This is a genomic window from Rhizobium lentis (assembly GCF_017352135.1).
Lineage (GTDB): Bacteria > Pseudomonadota > Alphaproteobacteria > Rhizobiales > Rhizobiaceae > Rhizobium > Rhizobium lentis.
Window position 1 is genome coordinate 17,646 of sequence record NZ_CP071458.1, and the last position, 26,937, is coordinate 44,582.

A 26,937-nucleotide genomic window follows, 5' to 3' on the forward strand; every position below is an offset into this window, starting at 1 on the left:
GCGGGCCAGGTCACACATCGGGGATTTGAGATGAAGGGCGGCAAGAGCGAACTCTACGACGATCTCAAGCGCCGGATCCTGACGATGGAACTCGATCCGGACGAAGACCTGGATGAAGTGTCGCTGAGTGAAAAATACGGCCTGTCACGGACCCCGGTGCGGGAGGTCTTCCGTCGCCTGGAAGGCGAAGGCTACGTGGATATCCGCACCAACCGCGGCGCTCGGGTCATCCCGATGAACCACTCGACGCTGCGCCACTTCTTCCTGGTCGCCCCGATGATCTACGCGGCGATCGGACGCCTCGCGGTTCGGAATTTCAAGGTGAAGCAGCTGTCCGAGTTGCAGACAACCCAGGAACAGTTTCGGGCCGCGAGCATCTCGCACGATGCGCTTTCGATGACCCTCGCCAACAACCGGTTTCACGAGATCATCGGCGAGATGTCGGGCAACGAGTACCTGCAACCGAGCCTCGGCAGGCTGCTGATCGATCATGCGCGCATCGGCCACACATTCTTCCGCCCCCGCAACGCGGACATGCAAGAGCGGCTTCGAAAATCAGTCGGTCATCATGACGGGTTCATCGCGGCGATCGCCGCCCGTGACGAAGACGCTGTCGTCGACCTCGTGTTCGAACACTGGGAACTGTCGCGCGAGAACATGGAAATGTTCATCGCACCCCAAGCACTCAAGGCGGACGCACTGGTCGTAACGCCGACGCAATCCACGGAGAAGTCATCATGAAATTCGAAGGCATCTACACCCCGGCGATCACGCCGCTCGGGCCTGACAGGCAGATCGACCGTAAGGGGTTTGCGGCAGTGCTGGAATCGCTGATCGAAGCCAAGGTTCATGGCATCATCGTCGGCGGATCGACGGGCGAATATTACGCTCAGAGCGCCCAGGAACGCTTCGAGCTTGCCGCTTACGCCAAGGATGTCATCGGGACACGCCTCGCCCTTGTCATCGGCACCGGTGCAACGCGGACCGAAGACTCCGTTGAATATGCCAAGGCTGCGAAGGAAATCGGCGCTGACGCGATCCTGGTCTCGTCGCCGCCCTATGCGCTGCCGACGGAAAAGGAGAATGCGATCCATGCCTTGACGATCGACCGCGCCGCCAACCTGCCGATCATGCTCTACAATTATCCGGCCCGCATGGGCATCACCATGCGCGAGGACTATTTCTCCCGCGTGGGCCGGTCCAAAAACGTCGTGGCAATCAAGGAAAGCTCCGGCGAAATGGCCAACGTCCATCTCCTGGCGCGCAAGTTTCCGCATATCCGCCTTTCCTGTGGCTGGGACGACCAGGCCCTGGAATTCTTTGCCTGGGGTGCCAAAAGCTGGGTCTGCGCCGGCTCCAACTTCCTGCCGCGCGAACATGTCGCCCTCTACGAAGCCTGCGTCCTTGAAAAGAATTTCGACAAGGGCCGCGCGATCATGACGGCGATGCTGCCGCTGATGGACTTCCTCGAATGTGGAAAATTCGTCCAGTCGATCAAGCATGGATGCGAGATCATCGGCCTGAAGACAGGGTCCGTGCGCGCGCCACTGCGCCCGCTCAATTCCGAAGAAAAAAGAACCCTTGAAACCGTTGTCGCGACTTTAAAGCGCACGGTTGCCCAAATCACGTCGGGAGCCAACAATGCATGAACCCTTGAACGCGGCCGAATACAAGGCAATCGCCGCCAACCTTCATTTGCCGACCAACGCCTTTATCGATGGCGCCTTCCGCCCGGCGAAATCCGGCAAGACATTCACGACGACGAACCCTGCGACCGGCGAGACGCTAGCCGAGATCGCGGCCTGTGACGCTGTTGATGTCGATGATGCGGTTGCAAATGCGAAAACGGCGTTCGACGACGGTCGCTGGCGTTTGTTGCCTCCCGGCGACCGGAAGGCGGCCCTCCTCAAACTCGCCAAGCTCCTGGAGGAAAACCGCCACGAGCTCGCCGTTATGGAAAGCATCGACAGTGGCAAGCCGGTGCGCGAATGCCAGACAGTCGATGTGGCGGACACGATCCACACGATCCGCTTCCATGCCGAACTCATCGACAAGCTTTACGACAACACCAACCCGGTCGGGCCGAATGCCCTTGCCATGGTGGTGCGCGAACCGATCGGCGTCGTCGGCTGCGTGCTGCCCTGGAACTTCCCGCTCTTGATGCTCGCCTGGAAGATCGGACCTGCGCTTGCATCGGGATGCTCCGTCATCGTCAAGCCCGCGCAGGAAACCACACTTACCACCCTTCGTGTTGCAGAACTGGCTCTCGAGGCCGGCATCCCCGCGGGCGTCTTCAATGTCGTCACCGGCAGCGGCAAGGACGTCGGTGAGCCGATCGGCCTGCACATGGATATCGATATGGTCGCCTTTACCGGATCGACGCCGACCGGACGTCGCTTCCTGCGTTACTCGGCGGATTCAAACCTCAAGAAGGTCGTGCTCGAATGCGGCGGCAAGAACCCGGCCGTCGTCCTCGATGATGCCGAAGACCTCGACCTCGTTGCCGAGCAGGTCGTCAACGGTGCTTTCTGGAACATGGGCGAGAATTGCTCGGCGACGTCTCGCCTGATCGTCGACAGCAAGATCAAGGATGAGTTGCTCGAACGTATCGGCGCCTATCTGCGCGAATGGAAAACCGGCGATCCGCTGGATCCAGAAAATCGCATCGGCGCTCTGGTCAGCAAGTCGCACTTCGACAAGGTCAAATCCTTCCTCGACGACGTGAAGAAGGAGAAGCTATCGCTCACCCATGGCGGCGAGACCCTGAAGGGCATCTTCATCGAACCTACCGTCGTCGATGGCGTCACCCCTGCGAGCCGCCTTTTCCAGGAGGAGATCTTCGGGCCCATCCTGTCGGTAACCACGTTCGAAACGTTGGCGGAAGCCGTGAAGCTGGCCAACGACACCAATTATGGCCTCACCGCTTCGGTTTATACCGGCAGTCTGCGCAAGGCGATCAAGCTGTCGCGCGAAATCCGGGCAGGCCTGGTCACCGTCAACTGCTTCGGCGAAGGTGACGCCTCGACGCCCTTCGGCGGCTACAAGGAATCGGGTTTTGGCGGCCGCGACAAGTCGATCTTCGCCCACGACAACTACTGTGAACTGAAGACGATCTGGATCGATATCTCCGAGCGCTCCGTGGACGAGACGATCCGATGATCACCAAGTCCGTCAAGCGCTTGCCTTTTGAAAACGGCGTCTCGGGCTGGGAGGCGATCAGCAAGCGACCGTTTCCAGTCCGGAGCCTGGAAGGCAACGTGACCGCGGACTGGTTGGTGATCGGCGCGGGCTTCGCGGGATTGTCCGCGGCCCGCCGCCTGAAAGAGCGTCGTCCACAGGACAAGGTCGTCATCCTTGAGGCTAGTGAATTGGGGAAAGGCACTTCGGGACGAAACTCGGGCTTCATGATCGACGTCCCGCACAACCTCTCGTCCAGTGAATATTCAAGCGGCAGCGTCGATGCCACACAGATGGAGATGGCGCAGAACCGCTCCGCGATCGCCTTTGCAGCGCAAGCGGCCGATGAATACGAAATGCCCCGCGAGACCTTCGATCCCTCGGGCAAGATCAATGCTGCCGCAACCGCGCGCGGCATGAAGCTGAACATGGCGTTCGGGCAATCGCTGAAGGGTGCGGGCGAGAAGCATGTGTTTCTCGACGCCCGTGAAATGCGCGACATCACCGGGTCGGACTATTATCTGAGCGGGCTCTACACGCCCGGCGCGGTCCTCATCCAGCCGGCCGACTATATCCGCAGCTTCGCCGCCGGGCTGTCGGAAAGCGTCGATGTGTACGAGCGCTCGCCCGTGACCGGGTTGAAGCGCGAGGGCGGAACCTGGACTGCCATTTCGTTGCGCGGAACGGTCACGGCCCCCAGGGTCATCGTCGCCGTCAACGGCCATATCGAGGATTTCGGTCACTTCGGCGGCAGGCTGATGCACATCTTCGCCTACGCCTCGATGACCGCACCCTTCGATGCCGATGGCGTGGGCAAGGAAAAATCAGGTCGCGACAAGTGGGCTCTTCTTCCCGCCGACGCGATGGGCGCCACTGTGCGCAAGCTTACCACTGGCGGGCAGTCGCGGATCGTGATCCGGACGAAATATACCTACGACACAACGGTAAGCGTCAGCGAACGGCGTATGGCGAAGATGGCGAGCGAGCATCGCCGCTCCTTCGACGCCCGGTTTCCGGGCCTTGCCGAAGTGCCGTTCGAATACAGCTGGGCCGGCCGCCTTTGCCTGAGCCGCAACCATGTCCCGGCCTTTGGCGAGATCGACGAGGGGCTCTATTCGGCCTGCTGCGAAAATGGCCTCGGTACGGTCAAAAGCACCCTTGCGGGCATGATGGCTGCCGACCTCGCCACCGGTACGACCTCCCGAGAACTAGAAGAATACATGGATCACGCGCAGCCCTCCCGGCTGCCGCCGGAGCCGTTCGCCTGGCTCGGCATCAATTCCGTGATCCGTTTGCAGGAATTGCGTGCAGGCCGCGAGGGATGATCCCTCGCCGCGCAATGTGAAGACTGAGCCCAGCGCGAGGCTTCAACGATAATGGGAACGCAAAGTTAGGAGCGACAAATGAAGACTCTGTGGAAGGCATTCTGCGCAGCGGCAATGGTCGGAATGACCGTCATGTCGGCGCATGCTGAAGAAAAGACCATCACCATCGGCACGATGTCCTGGGAAGACCTGACGCCGATTACCGGCATCACCAAGAAGGTGCTTGAAGATTCCGGCTACACCGTGAAGGTCGTGCCGTTCTCCGAATGGGGCATCGCCTATGCTGCTCTGAGCAAGGGCGACGTCCAGATCCTGGCCTCGCAGACGGACTATGTCGCGCAGGATTACTGGGACAAGAATAAGAAGCGCCTCGAAAAGATTTCGCCGGTCTCGCACGGCCTGTTCCAGGGCGTCGCGGTTCCGAAATACGTCACCATCGATTCCATGGACCAGTTGAACGACAACGCCGACAAGCTCGGCGGCAAGATCGTCGGTATCGAGCCGGGCTCGGGCCTGATGAGGGACACGGCCAATTCCGTGAAGGCTTATGATCTCAAGCTGCAGCTCGTCGAAGGCAGTACGGCCGCGATGACCGCCGCGCTGAAGTCCGCCACCGATCGCAAGGAATGGATTGCCGTGACGATCTGGGAGCCGTCCTGGATGATGCAGAAATACGACGTCAAGTTCCTTCAGGACCCCAAAGGCGTCTTCCCTCCACCGCAGAGCTACTACTGGATCGGGCAAAAGGGCTTTTCCGCGGAGAACCCGCACGCCCGTGAAGTGATTGCCAGCGTTTATGTTCCGCTTGCCGACATCACCGCGATCAACAGCGCCGTCAACGACGGCAAGACGATGGACGAGGCGATCAAGGACTGGACCGACAGCCATGCCGACCTCCTGAAGCGCTGGGAAAACATCGCCACCGAATAAAGCCGAATGCCGGGCCTCCACATGTTTGGCGGCCCGGCTCCACATTCCACGAATGAGAATGCCGGTATCAAACCGGCTCGCGGGGAACGCTATGACCATGTCAATGAATGATGCCGGCGATATCCTGATCGACTGCCAGTCGGTCTGGAAGATATTCGGAGCCAAGGCCAAGGCGGCCGTCGAGGCGGTAAAGACAGACGGCTTGTCCAAGAAACAGATCCTGACGGACTACGACTGCGTCGTCGGCGTCTCGGACGCCAACCTTCAGGTTAGGCGCGGCGAGATCTTCTGTATCATGGGACTGTCGGGCAGCGGCAAGTCCACGCTCATCCGGCTGCTCAACAGACTGATCGAACCGAGCCTTGGCAAGATCCTCGTCAAGGGCAAGGACATCTCCGCCCTGAATGCCGCCGAACTCCGCGACATTCGTGCCCGCAACATCGGGATGGTTTTCCAGAGCGTCGCCCTGCTTCCGCACCGCACCGTTCTGGAGAATGCCGCCTTCGGACTTGAGGTTCGCGGCGTCGGCAAGGAAGAACGATACAAGACAGCCCGCGCGGCGCTGGACAAGGTTGGCCTGTCCGACTGGACGACACGATACCCTTCCGAATTGTCCGGCGGCATGCAGCAGCGCGTCGGCCTTGCCCGCGCCATCGCCGCCGATCCCGAGATCATCCTGATGGACGAACCATTCAGCGCGCTCGATCCGCTGATCCGCCGCCAGCTTCAGGACGAATTCCGGCAACTGACCAAGTCGCTTGGAAAGTCGGCCGTGTTCATCACCCACGATCTTGAGGAAGCCATCCGGATCGGTGACCGCATCGCCATCATGAAGGACGGGGTCATCGTCCAGGTCGGTAATGCCGAGGAGATCGTGACCAAGCCTGCGGACGACTACGTCGCCGAGTTCGTTGCCGGGATTTCCAGGATTCATCTGGTCAAGGCGCACTCCGTCATGATGCCGGTTGCCGAATACACGCGCAGCCACCCGAATGTCGATGTTGGCTCGCTGCTCCGCACCACGCCCGAAGCGGATATCGGCGCCCTGATCGAACTGACCATGCAATCGAGCCGCGATGCCGTCGCTGTTGTCGAGGGTGGCAAGGTGGTCGGCATCGTTACGATACGTGGCCTGCTCTGTGGTGTCGCCGGCAGTCCCGCCACCGTGCCCGCTGCGGCATAGATCGGAGATGGTCATGGACACGTCCCTCATCACTGACAGCTTCGACGAGAAGATCGACGATGCGCTGAACTGGATCAGCGACAATGCCTCGTGGCTATTCGACAGCATCCGCGCCGTTCTGGAGGGCACCTATGACGGCGTCCTCTGGCTCGTGCAGCTTCCACCATTCTATGTGATCGCCCTTGTCGCGGCGGCGCTGGGATGGCGGCTGATCAACGTGCCGGCCGGGCTTCTGGTAGGCGTCGCCCTGCTCGGATGCGCGGTGATGGGACTGTGGGCCGAGACCATGAGCACGCTGGCCCTGGTGATCACGGCCACGTTCATGGCGCTGCTCATCGGTATCCCTCTTGGCGTCGTGGCCGGCTTCGTCAAATCTTTCGACAGGTTCGTCGAACCGATCCTCGATCTCATCCAGACCCTTCCGCCCTACATCTACCTTCTGCCGGCGATCGCTTTGATGGGATACGGACCGGCCACGGCTCTTCTGGCGACCGTCATCGTTGCCATGCCTCCGGCAATCCGCCTGACATCGCTCGGCATCCGCCGAACCCCGCGCGAGTTCATCGAGCTCGGGCAGGCAAGTGGCCTGACGCCGTGGCAGATGTTCGTCAAGATCAGGCTGCCCTTCGCAATCCCGAGCGTCATGGCAGGGATCAACCAGAGCCTGATGATGGCGTTTGGGATGGTGGTGATCGCAGGCATCGTCGGTTCCGGCGGGCTTGGCGAAACCATCTACAGCGCGGTGAGAACGCTCGATATCGCCACCTCGATCAACGCCGCCATCGCCATCGTCATCCTCACCATGGTGATCGACCGACTGACCCAGAGTGCGGCGCGCCGCGCCAATGGAGGCAAGTGATGGACCTGGACCTTGTTCGTTTCTCCCCCGGCGCTTACCTCGCCCCGGTCATCGACTGGCTGAACGCCAATTTCCATCCCTTTTTCGACATGGTGACGAAAGTGATCGAGGCCGTTCTGGGCGGCCTTGAATCGAGCCTGCTTTACCTGCCCTTCTACGCGGTCATCCTCATTGCCGTGGTTTTCGCTGCCGTCGTCGTTAATGTTCGCGTCGCGGTAACCAGCGCGATCGCGCTGACCTTCTGCTTTCTGGCGGGCCTGTGGGAGGCATCGATGCAGACGCTCGCTCTGGTGACGGTGTCGGTGTGTATCTCGGTGTTGATTGCGTTTCCGCTCGGCATCCTGGCATCCCGTTACCGCAAGTTCGAGGCGGCCATCCGTCCCGTGCTCGACATCATGCAGACGGTCCCGCCTTGGGTTTATCTCATCCCTGCCGTGATGATCTTCAGCCTCGGCCGCGTGCCTGCCATCATCGCCACGATCGTCTACGGCGTGCCACCGATGCTGCGATTGACGACGCTGGCCTTCAGTCAGGTTCCGAAGGACCTGCTGGAACTCGGGCAGGCCACAGGCGCCTCGCCCCGCGCCATCCTGTTCAAGATCGAAATCCCCGCGGCGACGCCAACACTGCTGGTGGGGCTGAACCAGTGCATTCTTCTATCGCTCGCCATCGTCGTTCTTGCAGGTCTCGTCGGAGCGGGTGGTCTTGGTGCCGAGGTGACGCGCGGCCTGACACGAATGGAAATGGGGCTTGGCCTTCGTGCGGGCCTTGCCATCGTCGCGGTCGCAATCTTCCTCGACCGGCTGTCGCGTGGTGCCCTTCAGCGCAAAGCACCGGCTACGGCCGGAAACTGACATATTCGAAAGGTCTTATCATGCGGCGCAGCTTCTTCTGCATTGACAGCCACACCTGCGGCAATCCGGTCCGTCTCGTTGCCGCGGGCGGCCCGCTTCTTCCGCATCTTCCGATCACTGAGCGCCGGGAACTGTTTGTCCGCGATCATGACTGGGTGCGACAGGCTCTGATGTTTGAACCGCGAGGCCATGACATCATGTCCGGCGCGATCATCTATCCGGCCTATCGCGAGGATTGCGACTTCGCGGTCATCTTCATCGAAGTCAGCGGATGCCTGCCCATGTGTGGCGCCGGCACGATCGGTCTCGTGACCGCCGGCATCGAGGAAGGCCTGATCACGCCGCGGGTAGAAGGCAGGCTTTCCATCGAGACCCCGGCGGGCCGTGTCGATATCCAGTATGAGAAGCCCGGCGAATTCGTGGAATCGGTGCGGATGTTCAACGTGCCGAGCTATCTCCACGCCGCAGACATTGCCGTCGATGTCGCAGGCATCGGGCGCCTGATCGTCGATATCGCCTATGGTGGGAATTACTACGCCGTGGTGGAGCCGCAGGCCGCGTGGTCGGGACTGGGCGGCATGTCCGCCAGCGATATCGTCGATCTCAGCGTCAAACTGCGCGACGCATTGGCCAAGATCTGCGATCCGGAACATCCGGATGACCCAAGGATCAGGGGCGTGCATCACGCTCTGTGGTGCGACACGCCGACCAGCGACAAAGCCGACGGGCGTGGCGCTGTCTTCTACGGCGACAAGGCCATCGACCGGTCTCCTGGGGGTACCGGCACCTCGGCACGCATGGCCCAGCTTCACGGCAAAGGTCGCTTGCCTGCCGGCGAGACCTTCCGCCAGGAAAGCCTGATTGGTACGGTCTTTGAAGGGCGCATTGAGGCAGAGGTCGACGTCGGTCCGTTCCACGGCATCAAGCCGAGTGTCGGCGGCTGGGCACGGATCATCGGCCACAATACGATCTTTGTAGACGATCGAGATCCTTTGGCGCACGGTTTCCAGATCAGATAAAGGCCAAAGCGCGGTGGAGTTGAGATGAAATCGTTGGAGCCAAACGCGCCTGTCGACCGGCTGAAGATCGGTTTCGTGCTCGCGAAATCGTTCACGCTCTCTGCCTTCGCCCTCTTCGTCGACACGCTCCGCCTGGCGAGCGACGAATTCGACAGGTCAGGCCGGGTACTGGCCGACTGGGAGGTGCTCGGCAGCACGCGGCATCTGACAACGTCCAGTTGCGGCGTCAAGCTCGCGCCGACATCGGACTTCGTTGATCCCAGCCAGTTCCAGTACATTGTCGTGGTCGGCGGTCTGCTCAACAACGGTCCATCCGTCGACCAGGAAACGGTCGACTTCCTGAAGAAGGCATCGACAAAAAAGGTCAAGCTGATCGGTGTGTGCACCGGCTCCTTCATCCTTGCCGAAATCGGCCTGATGAAGGAGCACCGGACCTGCGTCAGTTGGCTGCACTACAACACGTTTCGCGAGCGCTTCCCCGACCACCAGGTTCGGTCCGATCGGATTTTCAACCTCGACCGGACAAGGGGCTCCTGCGCCGGCGGCAGCAGCGCCGCCGACATGGCGGCATTGATCGTCCGTCGTCACATCAGCAAGGAAGCCGAGCGCAATGCGCTCGAGGTTCTCCACATTGAAAAGGCGCGAACCGCGCTTGCCATCCAGACCCGCAAGCCGCTCTCCATCGAGTGCAAGGATCCAAGGATTAGGGCCGTGCTGATCATGATGGAGCAGCATATCGAGGGTCGATTGCCGATCGAGGAACTCGCCGCATCGGTCGGGCTCTCCAGACGACAGCTCGAGCGCCTGTTTATGGGGGAAACCAAAAAGCTCCCCCGCCCTCGTCTACCGACGGGTGCGGATGGAACGCGCCAAGCAACTGCTCATCAAGACTAAAGCCTCCTTGATCGAAGTAGCGCTCGAAGTCGGCTTTGAAAACGCCTCCCACTTCTCCCGCGCCTTCTCCCAGACATTTGGAAAAAGCCCAACGAGGATGCGCGCTACCGAGTTGAGCTAGCGGGCACTTTGACAATTTGGTGAGATACGTTCCCCAGATTACGATTCATTGATCGCCTTGCAGGGATGCGAAACCGGCGTCCCGTCGCCACATTCGGCTAAGCGCTGAGGAAGATTTGGATACCAGCGACGCAAACAGCACGGTCCTATAACGTCGCAAGGTCGCGCGGCCACATCGCGTTGGCATTCGCTCGGAAGCGACTGAACTACGAGATTTCAATCAACGTGTACAGGACCGGCGATGGAAATAGGTGTTCGCGTCCGGCTGGTTTGGTGTTGTGCAGCTATCTGAAGCTGGCTATTCAGGCAGGCGCGATGGGGAAGCTTTGATGACCACAAATCTCGAGAGGCAGTTCGACACGGCAATGATGTCGATCTACCAGCGGGCCAAGACCGAGGCCAGATACAATGCCAACGTTTTTCTGGGTATGCTGAATGATCGCGGGGGGCTTGCAACGGCGCGCTATCTCATAAATGCCACGTCACCTTCCGAGGGATACACGAACCTTTGGGAGCGCAACAGGCTCGATCTCACCGTGGAGGCACTGGTGCTCGACAACAGCAAGTGGCGTTCGCTCTTTACGGAGAATGAGCTTGCCAAAGCCAGGGCCCGGCTTGTCGCTTATAACTACCAGTTTCCGCATTGAATGCTGAGGCCGTCTCCCTGGCATTGTCACCGCCGCTCAACGATGCACATCCGCAGAATGGGTCGGGATACCGGTTGCCGGGCAAGCTGAAAAGCGCCTGATTGCAGGTCCCGCTTCGACTAGGCCGGGAGATACACGACCTGTCCCTCGGACCGACCGCAACGAGCGTCTTGTCATCGAGGAAAACCAATCCCGGGACCTCGCCCGGAAGCGTCGCGGTGGTTTCGATCTGCTGCACGGCCTGCCCGTCGCGGGTGTCCAGAAGGGCGATGGTGCTTTCATCGGCACCAATCGCAAGAAGCGGGCTTGAAGGCGCAATGGCACAGGCCCTGAGATCCGAATATCTCAGATGCGCTTCCAGATTCCAGATTACTCGGGACCACAGGGCATCGCGGTCGAAGATGTAGCGCCTGATGACGTCGTCTTGCGCAACGGCGAGCAGTGCTGCCCGGGTCCCAGCCGCGGTTTGGGGTCATTGCTGGAGGGGTTCCAGTGGGCGCTTTCGAGCGGTGCAAACGTGATCTCGACGTCGCTCGGCTTCGATTTCCCGAGCTATTGCGAGTGGCTGGTGGAAAAAGGGTACGCACCAGAAGCAGCGACCTCTCAAGCGCTCGAAACCTTCATTCCATCCGATCGGGCCGGGAACATCACCGGGCAATCGTTGGGTGTCGATCGTGGAGAGGTACCGTGGTGAACTCGCTGGCAGGTAAAAGAGCGCTCATCACGGGCGCGGCAAGTGGGATCGGCCTTGATTTGACGACGCACGGCGACGCTTTCGAAATCCTGCCCTGCGATCTAAGCGTTGAGGAGAGCGTGGCCGCCGCGATGCGGCAAGCCGCCGCCGCCAGATTGGCCGGTCTCGATATCCTTGTCAACAATGCGGGCGTCATGGAGGAGGCTCCGCTGGGCGCGATCTCCGCCGCGCAGGTCGACAGAATGTTTGCGGTCAACGTAAGGGGCGCGATCTTCACGACGCGAGAGGCCCTTCCCCATCTGCCTGACGGCGGAAGAATCTTTAACGTCGTGTCGGAACTGGCCTATATCGGCCGCGCCAATGCATCGGTATATTGCGCTACGAAGGCTGCACGTCTGGCGCTTACCCGCTCATGGGCGCGCGAACTTGCGCCGCGCATCCTCGTCAACGCTGTTGCGCCTGGTCCGACCGACACGCCGTTGCTTGGTTTCGAAACCATGGACGATCGTATGCGAGAGATGGAAACAGCAAACCCCCTTGGGCGCATCGGTCGACCGGAGGAGGTCGCAGCCGCGATAGTGTTCCTAACGGGGCCAAGTGCGTCGCTGTTCGTGGGTCAGTGCATTGGCCCGAACGGCGCTGTCATGTTCTGATGCATCGCCAGCGATTGCGCGCGGCGCACAATCTTCGGCTCGGTCTGTCATCTGGTGGTGCGTTTCTAGCGATGGAAGTGAGGTTTGAAGCATTACACGTCAACAGCGCGTTCTCGCGTTTGGGCGGTAATCTCGATCAAACGGAGGAAACCATGGACGAAAGCGGATTGCAAAATTTCCTCAAGAGATTGAGGTCCGGCAAAGCCAACTATATGGGCTGGTCGGGATTGAGTGACCCGATGCTCGTGGGCTACATCGCGCGCGCGGGATACGACGCTGTACTGCTTGATCAACAGCATGGGTTCCACGATACGGCGTCGTGCATCTCGTGTATTTCGGAAGCCGCGCTGACTGGTACCCCCATAATCGTCCGTGTGAGCGTGAATGATTTCGCGCAGGCGGCACGAATGCTGGATTGCGGCGCGGCGGGCGTCGTCGCTCCGATGATCAATTCGGCAGCCGACGCGAGGCGGTTCGTATCGCACGTCAAATATCCTCCACTTGGACAACGTAGCTTTGGACCTGGCCGGGCTATGCAATTGTCTAGTGCAACCGATGACCAAGTATTCGTTCAGTCTGCCAACGGGAATACGTTGGCGATCGCCATGTGCGAGACACGCGAGGCTCTCGATGTCCTCGATGAAATCCTGAATGTTCCCGGCCTCGACGGCGTTCTGGTCGGTCCTGCTGACCTCTCGCTCGCCTTGTGCAGCGGCATCATGGATCCAAACGGAAGCGCAGTGCGGAACGCCACTCTCGATGTTGCCCGCCGCTCCCGCGCGAAGGGAAAGATCGCATGTGCGTTCGCGGGAACCGTTGAACGCTCGCGCGAGCTCGTGCGCGACGGCTTTCAGCTTGTGTCTGTGGAGTACGACGAAAAAGTAATCGCCGACGCGTTCGCGAAAGTCCTGAATGAAGCCAAGCAGGTCTGACTTCGAACCTCTGCCGGGCGCATTGGAATCGGATGAAAACACGATGTCCGTAGAGCGCCACATGCCTGCATCCGCGCCGTTCAGGTGAAAAATCTCGATCCGCTTACTCAAAGGCCATCGCGGTCGCCGTCGCCTGCGCGCCAGGCCGGCCGTCTCGGAAGAACAGGTACGCGTTGGTTTTCACCGCTGAAGCTTACCCCCTTCTATTCGACCCACGCGGGCGGAAAACGGAGAGGGCTGGAAGTCGACCGCGGCTACCGATAATAGGGACTTGATCTGTCTTGGTTCGTGCATGTCGTCCTGCCAGACTCGACCGATGCTATGTGATGGGTCTCTCAAATGTTAGGAGAATGAGACGCCAGAACTATTATTCTGGAAGGCGGCGTAGTCAGTTAGCGCTGAAAGCGCCCCCTATTTCAAGTCTCTCACACACGATCTTTTTCAGGGGTGCTGACCAGCTTCGCGGCGGCGATATTCGCTTTTCGAAGAGCAGAGTTCATCGTTTTCCCAGATGCAATTTCTGCAGCCAACACGCCAATGAACTCGTCACCAGCGCCATGGGTGCTCTCAACAACGATCTTCACGGCCTCAATAAGGATTTCATGGCCTTGGCGGTCTGCAAAAGCGACACCGTCACCACCTGCGGTCACCACGACCTCGGGAAAGACATTCACAAGCTTCCTTGCAGCTTCCAGAGCGCCATCGAGTGTTTCTACGACTGGAACCCCTGACAGCATTTCCGCTTCTATTGCGTTGACGACGAGGATATCGATGAGCGGCTGAAGATCGAACGATAGCGGACGCGCCGGCGCGGCATTGATCAGCACACGGCCGCCGCCTCTTTTACAGCCCGTGCCGCCGCGACGTTGGCGGCGTCGGGAATTTCGCTCTGCAAAACAAGCAGCGTCGTCCTGTCCAAAAGAACCTGGGCCGCGGCAACATCGCCGTCGCCAAGCGTGAGATTGCTTCCGGAAACGATAACCGCGCCATAGTCTCCCTCCGCGTCGAAGATCGCGACACTCATTCCGGTGGATTGCGATCCATCGCGCCGAACGAAAGTGTGATCAACATTTTTGCGAGCGAGATTGGTGATAAGAAACCGCCCAAAGTCGTCGTCGGCAACCGCCCCTATCATCGCCGTCGCGACACCGGTTCGAGCCGACGAAACAGCCTGGTTGCCGCCCTTACCGCCGCTTTTCGGGTGCCATGATGTTCCCGTCACTGTTTCACCCTTGCGCGGCCGCGCCGGTCCCATCACGGCGATGTCGTAGTGGAGGCTGCCAAAGACGGTAACGAGGGGTGCAGTTGTCATGGGAGTCGATCTTTTCGTTTGGACGTGACGGCGGACATGGTCCGCTCGAGATTGCGTTCGGCAGCTTTGTAGTCACGCTGGGCAACGGCAACGAACACAGCGTCAAGGATGTTGAGCTGCGCGATCCGCGCGGCGGCATTCTCGCCCATCAGAGGAGAACCCTGCGCGGTGGAACAAAGCACCACGTCGGCCGCCTGTGCCAACGCGGACGAGTTGTAGTTGGTGATAGCAATCGTGCGAGCGCCGTTTCGCCGGGCAAGCTGGATCGCCTCGATCACTGCCGTGGTGTTGCCCGAATGGGAAAAGCCGATCGCAATGTCTCCGTCGACCAGCAGCGACGCCGACATCAGCATCATGTGCAAATCATCGAAGACGCTGGCCCGCACGCCGATCCGCAGAAATTTGTGCGACACATCGCGTGCAATCTGCGCGGAGCCGCCCACACCATAGAAATCGCGCTGTTTGGCACGATGGATCAGATCCGCCGCCCTGTCGAACGCCTCCATGTCGAGTATCGACAATGTTTCTTCCAGGGCATTGATCGAGGTGCGAAAAACCTTTTGCACGATCTCCTGCGACGTATCGTCGACGGACAATTCTTGATGCATTTCGGCCGTGGGCTGGCGGTTATACTGGCTGACCGCCGCACGGAAATCCCGATATCCGGCAAAACCGAGTTTCTTGGTGATCTTCACCACCATGGCTTCCGAAACACCCGCATCGTCGGCAATCTGCTTCAGCGATGTGTCGTCGCCGAAGTCGCGCAACGCAAAAACCGTATCGACCACCTTTGCTTCAAGCGGCGTCAGCAAGGGCATCATCATGCGGATGCGAGGGCCGACGGCTTTCGTGTCGAAGTTTTCAGTATTCATTCTCGTCCCCTCGTGGCGCGATCGATCATCATCGCAACGAGGATTATAAGGCCGGTTGCCAGCAGTTGATAGAAGGCCTGGACGTTCATCAACGTGAGGCCGTTGCGCATAGTTCCGAGAATGATGGCGCCCAGGATCGTTCCCAGAATGCTGCCCTTGCCGCCCATCAGCGAGGCTCCGCCGATGGCCGCAGCAGCAATCGCGTCGAGCTCCCAGAGGTTGCCGAGGATCGGTTCGGCAGCGCCTAAGCGCCCGATCAGAATCAGGGACGCAAGAGCTGCAAGCCCACCGGAGATCACGTAAGCCGTGATCTTGGTGCGCGCGATCGGGACACCGGCGACGTAGGCCGCTTCCTCATTGCCGCCGACGGCCAGGAGATATTCGCCGATCGGGGTTTTCTTGAGCAAGACCCAGGCGGCTAGCGCCACGACGGCAACGATCAGAACGGGCATCGGAATACCGAACAGGTTTCCATTAAAGAGCGATCGAAAACCCGCCGGGATGCCGAGAACAGGATTGCCGCCGGTATAGATCAGCGCGAGCGCGCGATACGTGCTCAACGTTCCGAGGGTCACGATGAAGGGCTGCAAACCGACATAGGCAACCAGAATTCCGTTTATGAAACCGCAGGCCATGCCGATCCCGAGGCCCGCCAGGATCGCAAGCGGAACCGGGGTTCCGGAAAGAAGCAGAGTCGCCGTGATGACCGCCGATATCGCAGCAGTCGGGCCGACAGACAGATCGATGCCGCCCGATATGATCACCAATGTCATGCCAAGCGCCAGACAGGCGTTGATGCTCGATTGCTGCAGGATATTGACGAGATTGCGTTCCGACAGGAAGCCAGGGACCAATGTCGAAAACACGGCCATGATAACGACGAGGCCGATCAGCGTGCCGGCGTCTCGCAAAGAAAACGAGAAGCGCGCGAATACGGGCGAAAGTTTCGTGTCGGCGGCGGCCGGTGAATTGCTCATAACGTGTTCCTTTATGTCGCCCACGCCTAGGCGGCCGGAGCTGGCGTGCGGCCAGTATTCGCACCGGGAATGGCATGCGCCACGATGGCGCTTTCTGTGAGGTCAGCACGCGCGATCTCCGCAGCAATCTGCCCGTCGCGCATGACAAGGACACGATCGGAAAGCCGGATAACTTCCGGCAGTTCGGAAGAGACCACCACGATGGAATGCCCATCGGCGGCCAGCGCCTCGATCAGGTGATAGATTTCCGCCTTGGCGCCGACGTCGATGCCGCGGGTCGGCTCGTCGAACAGGAGAATCTGCGATTTGCTTGCCAGCCAGCGCGCGATGATCGCTTTCTGCTGATTGCCACCGCTGAAGAGCCGGATCGGTCTGTCCAACTGGAAAGGCCGGAGATTGACGCGGCGCAGCAGGTCCTGAGCCGTGTTGCGCAACTTGCCGCCCTGAATGATGCCGGCTTTGGAGAAGCTCTCCAGCGAGGCAAGTGCCATGTTGATGGTGACCGAGCGGACGGGAATGATCCCCTCCCGCTTGCGCTCTTCAGGAACGAGGCCGATGCCGGCGGAAATGGCATCGCGGGGATTGCGCAGGTTCACGGTTTTGCCGTCTATATCGATCGTGCCTGCCGTCAATCTGTCCGCACCCGCCAGAAGGCGCAGGAGTTCCGTCCGACCGGATCCGACAAGCCCTGCAATGCCGAGAACTTCACCGCGGTGAAGTTTGAACGACGCGTCCCTGATTTTCGTCAGCGACGAGAGCCCGCGCGCCTCGAGTTTCACCGTCGCGGTCGCGTGTGAGACATGCTGCTCCTGCATCAGCTCACGGCCGACCATCATCGTGATGACATCTTGGTGGGAAGCCGTCTGGACATCCACCGCACCGATAAGCTTGCCGTCGCGCATGACACTGGCGCGCTGGCAGATGCGGAAGACTTCGTCCATCTTGTGCGAGACATAGATAATCGACACGCCACTTGCCGATAATTTTGTTATGACCTCAGCCAGCCGTTCGAACTCACTCGGTGTCAGACTGGATGTCGGTTCATCCATGGCGATGATCCTGGCGCGGTCGAGCAATGCCCGGGCAATCTCGACAATCTGGCGCTGTGCCACCTTGAGCGAAGAGATTGGCGCCGCGGGATCGATGCCGGGTTCGATCATCGACAATGCTTCGGCAGCCCGCCGCTCCTGCTCTCCTCTCGAGACGAACAGCCCGCCAACGGTCGTCAGCGGATGCCCGAGGAACATGTTCTGCGCTACACTCAGATGCGGGACTTGCTGCAGTTCCTGGTGGATCATGGCGATGCCGGCACCACGCGCCTCCATCGGCTTGCGAAAGGAGACATTTTCGCCGTCGACAAACATGGACCCGGAGGTTGGACGAAAGACGCCGGAAAGGATGCGCAGCAGCGTCGACTTTCCCGCGCCGTTTTCACCGAGAAGCCCATGGATTTCGCCGGGCGCGACGTCGAAGGAGACGTCGGACAATGCGTTCACGCCCGGGAAGCTCTTGGATATCGCTTCGAATCTCAGTCTCGGTGTCATTGCGTCACCCTCCCATCGGCAAGAGATGCCGGCCAGAGCGGCCGGCATCTTCGTCAGTTGGCGATCAATTCGCCGCGGCGGCGTCTTCCATCAGCACGGCACGGACATCGACGCCTTCGCCCTGGTATCGAGCGACATTGTCCTTGGTGATAAGCGCCTGCGGCGTGGCGACGACGCGGGGCAGTTTCTGGCCGGCGACAAGGCGCAAGGCGGCTTCAAGCGCCACTTCACCGGTCAGTACCGGGAAGCTGTCGACGGTGCCCGTCAATTCGCCGGCCTTGATCGACGTATAGGCATCGGAAATGCCGTCCGTGCCGAACACGGCAACCTTGTCCTGAAGGCCGGCCGCCTTGACCGCCTCGACGATACCCAGTGCCATCCCGTCGTTATTGGCATAGAACCCGATCAGGTCGGGATGCTGCTGCAGGATGTTGGTGGCGGCGTCATAGGATGTCTGGCGATCCCAGTTGCCCGGAACGCTGGCGACGACTTCGAACTTGCCGCTTTCGCTGATCGTCGCCTTGAAGCCGTCGGTACGCTGGACGGCGGCGTAGACACCGGCCTGGCCTTCGACGATCGCAACCTTGCCGCCATCCGGCCGGTTCTCGACAAACCATTTCGCCACGCGCACGCCATTGTCGCGCTGGACGTTGCCGACATAGTGCTCCGCCTGCGGAATGACCGCATCATTGACGTTGACGACCGGAATGCCCGCGGCCTTCGCCTGTTCGATGACCGGCTGAAGATTGGCGTCGGTCTGCGGCGAGACCAAAAGAACATTGTATCCCTGGGTAATCAGGCCCTCGGCGATTGTCAGCTGGCCGAGTTGGTCGCCTTCGCTCTGTGCTGCCTGATAGACCACCGGCACGCCGGCCTTGTCGCCGAATTTGGTGTAGCCTTCACCCAGCGAGCGCCAGTATTCGTTGGTCAGCGTCTTGGAAACTGCACCGGCCTTGGTACCTTCCGGCAGCTTGGGAAACGCGCCGAGCTTGGCTTCGAGCTGCGACCAGTCCATGCGATCCTTTTCGGTGTCGGAGTTGAGTGGCGCAAGTTCCTGCGCGACGGCGGCGCTGAACAGGAAACTGGCAACCAGACCTGCGGCAACGGTCGTCTTCAAAAATGTCTTCATCGGTTCCTCCCGAGTGTGAAATTCACACGCCGTCCGGCGTGCTGCGGTGATGGAGTTCAAGCCCCCGCGCCAAGCATCGCTTCTTGAATGATGGACTGGGCGGAAACGGCATCCTGACGGTCAATCGCGCCAGACAGGCGATTGTCCTGCTCAAGGCGGTCCACGACATCAAGCATGCGCTTGACAGTCTGGATGTTCACCTCGCATTCGTGGACCGGATCGAGTCCGGTCATATCCGGGAATGTGTCGAAGTAGATCGCGCCGTCATAACCGTCCTTGCGGATCTGGCGCAGCAGTTCGATCGTCTGTTGTGTGTGAACGGCGCCGACCATCAGGCCATCGTCACGCTTGGCATAGCCGTCGTTCAGGTGAACGCCGAGAATACGGCTGTAGCGCGCTATCAGCGCCGCCGCGAAGGCCGGCTGCTCATCGGCATAGAGCACATGAGCGAAGTCCAACGTCACACCAAGATTGGGGAGGCCGACTTCCTTGATGGCCAGCAGCGTTGTGGCGCAGTCAGGCATCAGGCTATAGGAGCGCGGCTCGTTCGGCTTGTACTCGATGCTGATCTGGCAATCGGGATCATGCTCGCAAACTTCACGAATTCCAGCAATTTCGTGTTGCCACAAGGTTGCATAGTCGGCCTGGAACGCGTAATCGAATCCATCCTGCCCGAGCCAGATGGTCATCAGATTGCTGCCGGCCTCACGGGTGGCGTCGATGCCCTTCTTCGTCAGGTCGATGGCTTCACGGCGAACCGCTGCATCAGGGTTGGTGAAGGCGCCAATCTTGAAAGCGGGATTAGTGTAGTAACGCATCGCAAAGCCGTTGATCGCAAGGCCCATGTCCCCGATCTGCCGCGCCAATTCGCGCGGGTCTTCGGAGACGTGATCGGGATAATTGAGATCGAGATCCGTCAATCCATCGACCTTTGCAGCACGGGCGACCATCTGCTTGACACTTGGCTTCCCGGAAAGATCAGGCCATTCGGCCTGCGGCCGGGAGGCAAAGGAGTTGAGGCGGGTGGCGAATTTCAATGGGGTCACTGGACTGGGCTCACATCGTTTGGCGTTGCAGTTTACTTCACATAATAATACAATATTGTAAAGTTATGAAATGTTGTGCGGCGCACCATTTCGCGGATCGGGCTCGCCTTCTGTCGGCTACGGGCGCCACGCTATTTCACGGCGCCCGCCGTCAGGCCCTTAACGATGTAGCGCTCGAGGAATATGCCGATGAGCACGAGCGGCAGAATGGCGGCACTGGCGATCGCTGCCATGGACCACCAGTTGATACCCTGCGATCCGGTCTGGCTTGCGACCATCACCGGCAGCGTCTTGGCATCGGTGCTGGTCAGAAGAGCTGCGAAGAAATACTCGTTCCAGCAGAGAATAACGGACAGGATGAATGCCGCGACCATGCCGGGCAGTGCGATGGGCAGCACGATCCGCAGGAACGCGCCCCAGATCGAGCAGCCATCGACAAGCGCCGCCTGCTCCAGCTCCAGAGGGATCGTGTCGAACTGGTCGCGCATGATCCAGATGACGATCGGCAGGACCATCAGCGTGTAGACCAGGATGAGGCCGACAAGCGAGTCCAGCAGCATCAGTTGCTTGTAGAGAACCAGGAATGGCATCGCGAGCACGACCGGTGGCAAGATGAGCTGTGACAGGAAGAAGAAGGAGATGTCCTTGTTGCGCATCCAGAGAAATTTGTAGGAGAACCGGCTGAGGCCGTAGGCCGCGAGCGATCCGAGGACGACAGCGAGAAGCGAGGCGCCCGCCGACGCGACGATGCTGTTGAAGAACCGGCGGATGAACTCGTCACGGACGGTCGATTGCGCAAAGATCGTGTCGGGCGACAGGCCAAGCGAACGCCAGCCTTTCCAGTCCGGCGTAAAATCCACGAAGGGAATGAGGTGGCCCTGGGTCACGTTCACGGCGGTCTTGAATGACGTCGTCACCGTCCAGTAGATCGGAAACAGGGAAACGAAGGCCCAAAAGACCAGGGCGGCGTAGATCAGCATGCTACGGGTCATGAAGCTGGGCAGCGCGAAGCTGCGACGTGCGGGCGCTTTTGGACGTATTGCCCCATGTGCTGTCGACATCGTGTCAGCCCTCAGTTTGTTCTTTGCATCCATCGGCTTGCCCCTTTCAGGATAAGCGCGACGAAAATGATGATGATGACGAGATAGACTTCGGCGAGCATGGTGCCGTAGCCGACATTGGAACGGTCCCGGTATTCCCGAAAGATGAAACTCGAAACCGTGTCCGTCGCGCCGCCCGGGCCGCCTGCCGTCACATTAATGACGATATCGGCGAGTTTCAGCTCGAATATGATGCGCAGGATCAAGGCGGTCATGCTCACCGGCAGCATCAGGGGGAAGGTGATCTCCTTGAACGATTGCCAACCGGTGGCGCCATCGACCCGTGCCGCCTCCTTGATTTCTGCAGGCAATGCCTGCAGGCCGGCCAGCAGCAGAACCATCATGAAGGGAATGGAGACCCACGCATCCATGGCCATGATCGACAATCGCGCCAGCCAGGGGGTGGAGAAGAAGGCGGGATTGTCCCAGCCCAGATAGCGCGCCAGCGTCGCCGCGGGACCGAAACGGTACTCCATCAGCGACTTGCCGATCATCCAGCTGACGGCGACCGGACTCAGCATCAACGGCAACAGAAAAGCGACACGGAAGAACTTGCGTGCCTTGATCTCTGCGTTGAGCAGAAGAGCCAGGCTGAAGGCGATCGCATATTGAACGAGAACCGCCAGAACATAGTAGACCATGTTCAAAAGCGCATTCCAGAAATAGGCATCCGCCAGAAGCGTGCGCAGATTGTCGAGACCGTTGAAGCGTCGTCCCTCGACCGCACTGAGGTTCCAATCGGTAAACGCGATGTAGAGGCCGAAAATGGTCGGAAAGATCACCATGGCGACGGTAAAAAGAACGGCCGGGAGGACGAAGGCCGCGCGCTCGCCCGCCTCACCGCGGATCATCACCTGGGATACGCCGAAGACCACCGCCCAGATAAGATAGACGTAGAGCAGAGGGCGCCAGGTCTCAAAGCCCAACGCGGTGACGCCCATGGCATCGAACGACTGAAGCGCCAGGACCACTAGGAAGGTGATGGTCGCGATCGCCAGCAGAGCCTTGCCGAGCAGGACATGCTTTCCGGCGGGAGCAGCACGGCGCGCTGCGAACGGTTCGTTTGTAACCAGCGTCATTGAGTGAGACATGGCAGCAGACCCTCACGGCCGAAGTTTGAAAATCGTCTCTGCGGTTCCGGCGACACGGGAGAATCATGCCGCCGGACCCCGCGGGGAGCCATGAGGCGATTGACCTCAGGCTCAGACGCCGAGCGATGCATTGTAGAGGGCTATCTGCTTGTCGCGGCCCAGCTGATCGGTGATCTTCTCCCAGGCAACGGCAATCGCATCCGCCCCCTCCTGGGCTGTCATCTGGCCGGCGAACACCTTGGCCAACTCGTCTTCCGCGACGCTGTAATACTGGAAGATGCCGGGGATGCGCGGCTCGATGGCAGCATTGGGGTGGTTGTACGAGTTCGACTGCGAGGCGAGGTAGTTCGAGATGAAGGCCTCGTCGTAGCCAGCCTCGACCCATTCCTTGGTGTCGAACTGGCTCTTGCGATAGCACTGGAAGCCGGACGGATATGCCGCCATCCACAGAGCCAGGTCCTTACCGCCGAGATGGGCCGCCGCGCTCCAGGCTGCCTTCTTCTTTTTTTCGTCGCTGTCGACCCGGGCCATGACGTAGACACCCCATCCGAGGTAGGCCATATTCGGTGCGTGATTCGGACCGCTCGGCAGCTCGTCCCAGTGACCGGTCTTCGAATTGTAGACGTCATCCGAACCAGGCAGGATATCGAAGGCGACAGTGTCGCCGATCACCGACGTGTCGCTGGTGCGCGCGCCCGAGCCGACATCGCCCCACCAGGAAACCATGGATCCGGTACCAGCCAGGAACTGCTGGAAGGCGGTGGTGCCAGGGTCAGCATTGAGCTGATCGCCAGACTCCGACGGCAACGCGTCGATCACGTCCTGAATGGCCCGGACCCAGGCCGGGTTGTTGATCCGCGGCTTCATCGTATCAACGTCGAAGAGCCAGGCCTTGTCGTCCGGATGCTTGGCATAGGCGGTGGCGCGGCTGCCGAGGAAGTAGAAGCCGAACCCACCCCAGGCTTTCGGCGCATCGAGGTAGCCGATCGCTTCCATGCCGCCAATGGTCTTGCCCTTGAGGAATTTGGTGACTTCCTGAACCTTCTGCCAAGTCTTGGGCACGCCCCACTCGCCCTTATGCCCCTCGTCCTTCCAGGCCTTTGCCAGATTGGCATCGGTAAAGTAGTCGGCGCGGTAGTTGAAGTTGTGGCAATCGCCATCGACCGAGATGCGATACGTCTTGCCGTTCCAGGTTCCGACCGGCGCCTTGAGATAGTCGACATAGTCGTCCATGTCGATCTGGGCCTTGACCCAGTCCGGCATCTCGGATGCGAGCCCCTTGCCGCAGACATCGCCTTCGAAAGGCGCCCCCATCTCGAGGATGTCGAAATCCACTGTTCCGGTGGCGATGGCCTGCTGGAGACGCGGATTATAGTCTGCCTGCGCCAGGTCGATCCAAGAGATTTTCGCACCGGTATAATCTTCCCAGGATTTCAGGAAGCCGCGGAAGATCACATTGTGAAGATTCTGGTTGTTGAGCCCCATGAAAGACAGTTCGACGCCAGCGAATTCACCCTGCTTCACGCTGCTCTTGGTCGCGCCGAGGCACAGTTCCCCGACCTTTTGCCAATCCGCATCAGTCGGCGACCCCTTGCCGATGCCGGGAATCTGCAGGATCTTGCTGCGCAAGGACGCGTCCTGCGCGCTGGCGCTGCCGACAGCACCGAGAATGGTGCCGGCGGCGGCAAGAGCCCCAGACTAGCGCCGGTCTTCAAAATGGCGCGGCGGCTCAGGCCGATCGCCATCATTCTCTCGAAATCACTGACTTTCATAATTCACTCCTCCCGTTGAACAAATCACCACACGTGATGGGTATCGGCCGAGCCCCTGCGTCGCAGGGCATCGGCGAAGCGCTTTCAATCGAGCCGCAATCCGGTTTTCAGATCGAAAAGATTCGCGGATGCCGGGTTTGGCGTCATTGCCATCGGCTGGCCGGATCGGTCCTCCACCCGGTCGCGAAAGACCCCGATAACCTTCTGGTTGCCGATCTGGGCAAAGACCTGCGTCTCCGATCCCGTCGTTTCCACGACAGTGACGTTGGCCGTCACTTCGCCGCCAAGCGCGAAATGCTCCGGCCGGATGCCGTAGAAGGCGGGCCGGCCATCGGAGCCTTCCGGTGCGCGAACAAGCGGCAGGCGGACGCCGTCGTCGGTTTCGAAAAGGGGTGCCCCGGACGTCCGGATGTGGCCTTTCAGCAGGTTCATCGACGGCGAGCCTATGAAATCGGCAACGAAAGTATTGGCCGGCTTGTCATAAAGTTCGAGCGGTGAACCGATCTGCTCGACGCGTCCGTCCCGCAGCACCACGATGCGATCCGCCATCGTCATCGCCTCGACCTGGTCATGGGTGACATAGATCATCGTGGTCGCAAGCCGCCGCTGCAATTCCTTGATCTCCGCGCGCATCTGCACCCGCAGTTTCGCATCCAGATTGGAAAGCGGTTCGTCGAACAGAAAAACCTTTGGATCGCGCACGATCGCCCGTCCCATGGCGACACGTTGTCTCTGCCCCCCGGAGAGTTGACGCGGATAGCGTGCGAGATAGGGAACCAGATCAAGAATCTCGGCCGCTTTTCTCACACGGCCGTCGATATCCGCCTTGGCCTCTCCGCGCATTTTCAGTGCGAAGCCCATGTTCTCGGCGACGGTCTTGTGGGGATAAAGAGCGTAGCTCTGGAACACCATCGCAATGTCGCGATCTTTTGGCGGCAGATCGTTCACTACCTGGCCGTCGATGCGGATATCGCCGAATGTGATCGGCTCCAGCCCCGCGACCATGCGCAGAAGTGTGGATTTGCCGCAGCCCGAAGGACCAACCAGAACCACGAACTCGCCATCGGGTATTTCCACCGAAACCCCATGGACTACGGTCAGGCTTCCGTAGGCTTTGCCGACGTTGACGATATCCATGGATGCCAATGCGAATTCCTCCCTATACGTCGCGCTCCCCACGACGCTTGATCGTCCCTCCAGAAGGCGGCGGCGGGGCGTCCCATCCAGCAACACCCCGCCGGCCGGTCCGCCCTGGGAGGGACATCATTCGGCTAGAAACTTCACATAATGACTCCATAGTGTAAAGTAGTTTATCCCCGCATCCAAAATATTTTTATGCTGCCTCTCATTCTCCGAGTTTTGCTCCTGTTTGTTCCTGTAATAGCCGGTGATTCCCCCTAAATGCCGAATGACGACCCCCTGCTCGACGTTAAAGCATGATTTGCAAACATCACGACGTACGTATACTCTGTGAAGAAAACCACTGCGGCCAAGGGAGGCACCAGGTGCTAAAAGGAATCGATCTGGTTATCAACGCTGAACTGATCCATGCGTTGATGCTGATGGGGCACGGGGACCAGCTGGTCTTGTGCGATATCAACCATCCCGCCCAGACCATCGCCCGGCACACCACCTACGGCCGCCTCATTGACCTCTCCGGCTGTGGTCTTGAGCGTGCAGCGGAAGCGATCCTAAAGCTGTTTCCGCTCGACACATTCGTCGACGCCCCCGTGAAACGGATGCAGGTTGTGGGCGACCCGGAAAAGCAGATGCCAATCTTTTCCGCGATGCAGACGGTTGTCGATCGCGCGGAAGTGCGGCCGATCAGGATGGACGCATTGGAACGCTTCGCATTCTACGAGGCGGCACAAAACTCGTTCGCAATTGTCAGAACCTCAGATCCTGGTCCGTACGGATGCTTTATTTTCAGCAAAGGTGTCATTTAGTCGAACTGACCGCCTTGAAAGGATTCGAACCAACGACCCGCCGCTCAATTGTGCGTCATGACCGAATAAGCTATTGAAATTCATCAAGACCAGCCAGCGTTGCCCCGGCGTTTGATCACCGTCGATAGACCTGCCGCGGATGTAATTCTGCCTTGCGCCATCGGTTATCAGAAAATCTGCACCCGGCATTTTTCGCAGTTTGAACTTTTCCCCAAAGTTGCATCTTCCCTCGACGAACGATACTTTTGCTTGTCCATATTCTGTGCCATGGATCATCATGCACATCGAAAGCCTCTCGATCCGTAATTTCCGCTGCTTCGGTGATGAAGCGGTCCATATCAATCTTGCAGCCGGCACCAACGCGTTCGTTGGAAACAACGGGGCGGGGAAGACCGCCGCTCTTGAGGCATTGAAGAGGCTGTTTTCACCGATCGCCGCCGAAAGGCAGATCAGGCGGTCCGATGTCCATTTCGGCCTAGGGGAAGACATTCACACTATTAAGGGATCCGAGCGGGAGATCGTCATCGAGGCCGTTTTCGGGTTTCCGGGCAACACGACTAATGCCCAGGTATTCACAGACCTGTTCTTCAACGGCATCGACAAGAGCCTGAAGGTAAGAGTTCGGCTCGAATGCAAATACAGCCGTGCAAATGCGATCGACGATGACCTCGAGACCAAGTTCTACGCCGTGCGAACTCTCGATCCAGTCCCGTTCGGTCCGGACGATGAAAGGAAGACGCCGCTTCGTGGACGCCCTACCCAGTACGCAGAGGCTTGCAATTACCCATAAGTAGCTGACTCGTCTACGAAAAGCTTTCGCTGAAATCTTGAATCGAAAGAATCACTTGTGATTCTGTGTCG

23 protein-coding genes and 3 pseudogenes are annotated in these 26,937 nt (G+C 59.7%); 16 read left to right on the top strand and 10 right to left on the bottom strand.

What is annotated here, in order from left to right; translation table 11 throughout:
- The first annotated feature begins 30 nt into the window (after positions 1-30).
- The 14 genes and pseudogenes from J0663_RS29905 (at position 31) to J0663_RS29970 (ending at position 13,287) form a co-directional block, all read left to right on the top strand.
- The gene (locus J0663_RS29905) at positions 31-741 is read left to right on the top strand and encodes a GntR family transcriptional regulator (protein WP_168254698.1); all 711 of its coding nucleotides are present in this window, start codon (positions 31-33) and stop codon (positions 739-741) included.
- Positions 738-1,649 carry a dihydrodipicolinate synthase family protein gene (locus J0663_RS29910; RefSeq protein WP_168254697.1) on the top strand — a complete coding sequence of 304 codons (912 nt, stop codon included), beginning with the start codon at positions 738-740 and terminating at the stop codon, positions 1,647-1,649. Before J0663_RS29905 ends, J0663_RS29910 begins: the two co-directional genes overlap by 4 nt.
- Entirely contained in the window at positions 1,642-3,159 is a 1,518-nt protein-coding gene (locus J0663_RS29915) for an aldehyde dehydrogenase (RefSeq protein ID WP_168254696.1), read from the top strand. Before J0663_RS29910 ends, J0663_RS29915 begins: the two co-directional genes overlap by 8 nt.
- Entirely contained in the window at positions 3,156-4,502 is a 1,347-nt protein-coding gene (locus tag J0663_RS29920; protein ID WP_168254695.1) for an NAD(P)/FAD-dependent oxidoreductase, read from the top strand. Before J0663_RS29915 ends, J0663_RS29920 begins: the two co-directional genes overlap by 4 nt.
- A 78-nt stretch (positions 4,503-4,580) precedes the next feature.
- Complete coding sequence (locus J0663_RS29925; RefSeq protein WP_168254694.1) at positions 4,581-5,432, top strand: glycine betaine ABC transporter substrate-binding protein; 852 nt, start codon at positions 4,581-4,583, stop codon at positions 5,430-5,432.
- A 91-nt stretch (positions 5,433-5,523) separates the two neighbouring features.
- Positions 5,524-6,615 (top strand): quaternary amine ABC transporter ATP-binding protein, encoded by a 1,092-nt coding sequence (locus J0663_RS29930; RefSeq protein ID WP_168254693.1) that lies wholly within the window; start codon positions 5,524-5,526, stop codon positions 6,613-6,615.
- A 13-nt stretch (positions 6,616-6,628) separates the two neighbouring features.
- Positions 6,629-7,474 carry an ABC transporter permease gene (locus tag J0663_RS29935; RefSeq protein WP_168254692.1) on the top strand — a complete coding sequence of 282 codons (846 nt, stop codon included), beginning with the start codon at positions 6,629-6,631 and terminating at the stop codon, positions 7,472-7,474.
- On the top strand, positions 7,474-8,328 hold the full coding sequence (locus J0663_RS29940; protein WP_085739312.1) for an ABC transporter permease: 855 nt from the start codon (positions 7,474-7,476) through the stop codon (positions 8,326-8,328). Before J0663_RS29935 ends, J0663_RS29940 begins: the two co-directional genes overlap by 1 nt.
- 20 nt (positions 8,329-8,348) lie before the next feature.
- Positions 8,349-9,347, top strand: a complete 999-nt coding sequence (locus J0663_RS29945; RefSeq protein ID WP_168300939.1) for a 4-hydroxyproline epimerase — start codon at positions 8,349-8,351, stop codon at positions 9,345-9,347.
- Positions 9,348-9,371: 24 nt separating this feature from the next.
- Positions 9,372-10,362: pseudogene (locus J0663_RS29950) on the top strand (GlxA family transcriptional regulator).
- A gap of 328 nt (positions 10,363-10,690) precedes the next feature.
- Positions 10,691-11,008, top strand: coding sequence for a hypothetical protein (locus J0663_RS29955; RefSeq protein ID WP_168254689.1), 318 nt, complete (start codon positions 10,691-10,693; stop codon positions 11,006-11,008).
- 349 nt (positions 11,009-11,357) lie between these two features.
- The gene (locus tag J0663_RS29960; RefSeq protein ID WP_207246334.1) at positions 11,358-11,702 is read left to right on the top strand and encodes a S8/S53 family peptidase; all 345 of its coding nucleotides are present in this window, start codon (positions 11,358-11,360) and stop codon (positions 11,700-11,702) included.
- Positions 11,696-12,355: an SDR family NAD(P)-dependent oxidoreductase gene (locus tag J0663_RS29965; RefSeq protein ID WP_168254674.1), complete on the top strand. Its 660-nt coding sequence runs from the start codon at positions 11,696-11,698 to the stop codon at positions 12,353-12,355. The genes J0663_RS29960 and J0663_RS29965 overlap by 7 nt, the downstream gene beginning before the upstream one ends.
- Before the next feature lie 152 nt (positions 12,356-12,507).
- Entirely contained in the window at positions 12,508-13,287 is a 780-nt protein-coding gene (locus tag J0663_RS29970) for an HpcH/HpaI aldolase family protein (RefSeq protein WP_168254673.1), read from the top strand.
- A 425-nt stretch (positions 13,288-13,712) separates the two neighbouring features.
- On the opposite strand, the pseudogene J0663_RS29975 reads toward J0663_RS29970, so the two are convergent.
- The 10 genes and pseudogenes from J0663_RS29975 to J0663_RS30020 form a co-directional block, all read right to left on the bottom strand.
- Positions 13,713-14,599 (bottom strand): annotated as a pseudogene (locus J0663_RS29975) (ribokinase).
- A complete protein-coding gene (locus tag J0663_RS29980) occupies positions 14,596-15,471 on the bottom strand; it encodes a MurR/RpiR family transcriptional regulator (protein ID WP_168254671.1) in 876 nt (291 codons plus the stop codon). Before J0663_RS29980 ends, J0663_RS29975 begins: the two are co-directional and overlap by 4 nt.
- The gene (locus tag J0663_RS29985) at positions 15,468-16,448 is read right to left on the bottom strand and encodes an ABC transporter permease (RefSeq protein WP_168300943.1); all 981 of its coding nucleotides are present in this window, start codon (positions 16,446-16,448) and stop codon (positions 15,468-15,470) included. The genes J0663_RS29980 and J0663_RS29985 overlap by 4 nt, the downstream gene beginning before the upstream one ends.
- Positions 16,449-16,474: 26 nt before the next feature.
- Positions 16,475-17,992: a sugar ABC transporter ATP-binding protein gene (locus tag J0663_RS29990; RefSeq protein ID WP_207246308.1), complete on the bottom strand. Its 1,518-nt coding sequence runs from the start codon at positions 17,990-17,992 to the stop codon at positions 16,475-16,477.
- Positions 17,993-18,056: 64 nt separating this feature from the next.
- Entirely contained in the window at positions 18,057-19,121 is a 1,065-nt protein-coding gene (locus tag J0663_RS29995) for a sugar ABC transporter substrate-binding protein (RefSeq protein WP_168300956.1), read from the bottom strand.
- A 56-nt stretch (positions 19,122-19,177) separates the two neighbouring features.
- Complete coding sequence (locus J0663_RS30000; protein ID WP_207246320.1) at positions 19,178-20,158, bottom strand: sugar phosphate isomerase/epimerase family protein; 981 nt, start codon at positions 20,156-20,158, stop codon at positions 19,178-19,180.
- 140 nt (positions 20,159-20,298) lie between these two features.
- The gene (locus tag J0663_RS30005) at positions 20,299-21,159 is read right to left on the bottom strand and encodes a carbohydrate ABC transporter permease (RefSeq protein WP_246590488.1); all 861 of its coding nucleotides are present in this window, start codon (positions 21,157-21,159) and stop codon (positions 20,299-20,301) included.
- Between the two features lie 80 nt (positions 21,160-21,239).
- Positions 21,240-22,358 carry a carbohydrate ABC transporter permease gene (locus J0663_RS30010; RefSeq protein WP_246590484.1) on the bottom strand — a complete coding sequence of 373 codons (1,119 nt, stop codon included), beginning with the start codon at positions 22,356-22,358 and terminating at the stop codon, positions 21,240-21,242.
- A 111-nt stretch (positions 22,359-22,469) separates the two neighbouring features.
- Positions 22,470-24,130, bottom strand: a pseudogene (locus J0663_RS30015) (ABC transporter substrate-binding protein).
- Positions 24,131-24,214: 84 nt separating this feature from the next.
- Positions 24,215-25,276, bottom strand: a complete 1,062-nt coding sequence (locus tag J0663_RS30020; RefSeq protein ID WP_168300960.1) for an ABC transporter ATP-binding protein — start codon at positions 25,274-25,276, stop codon at positions 24,215-24,217.
- A gap of 359 nt (positions 25,277-25,635) precedes the next feature.
- Between J0663_RS30020 and J0663_RS30025 the strand changes: the two genes are divergently transcribed.
- Positions 25,636-26,076: an RbsD/FucU family protein gene (locus tag J0663_RS30025; RefSeq protein WP_168300962.1), complete on the top strand. Its 441-nt coding sequence runs from the start codon at positions 25,636-25,638 to the stop codon at positions 26,074-26,076.
- Positions 26,077-26,353: 277 nt separating this feature from the next.
- Positions 26,354-26,866, top strand: a complete 513-nt coding sequence (locus J0663_RS30030) for an AAA family ATPase (protein ID WP_207246309.1) — start codon at positions 26,354-26,356, stop codon at positions 26,864-26,866.
- Positions 26,867-26,937 lie beyond the last annotated feature (71 nt).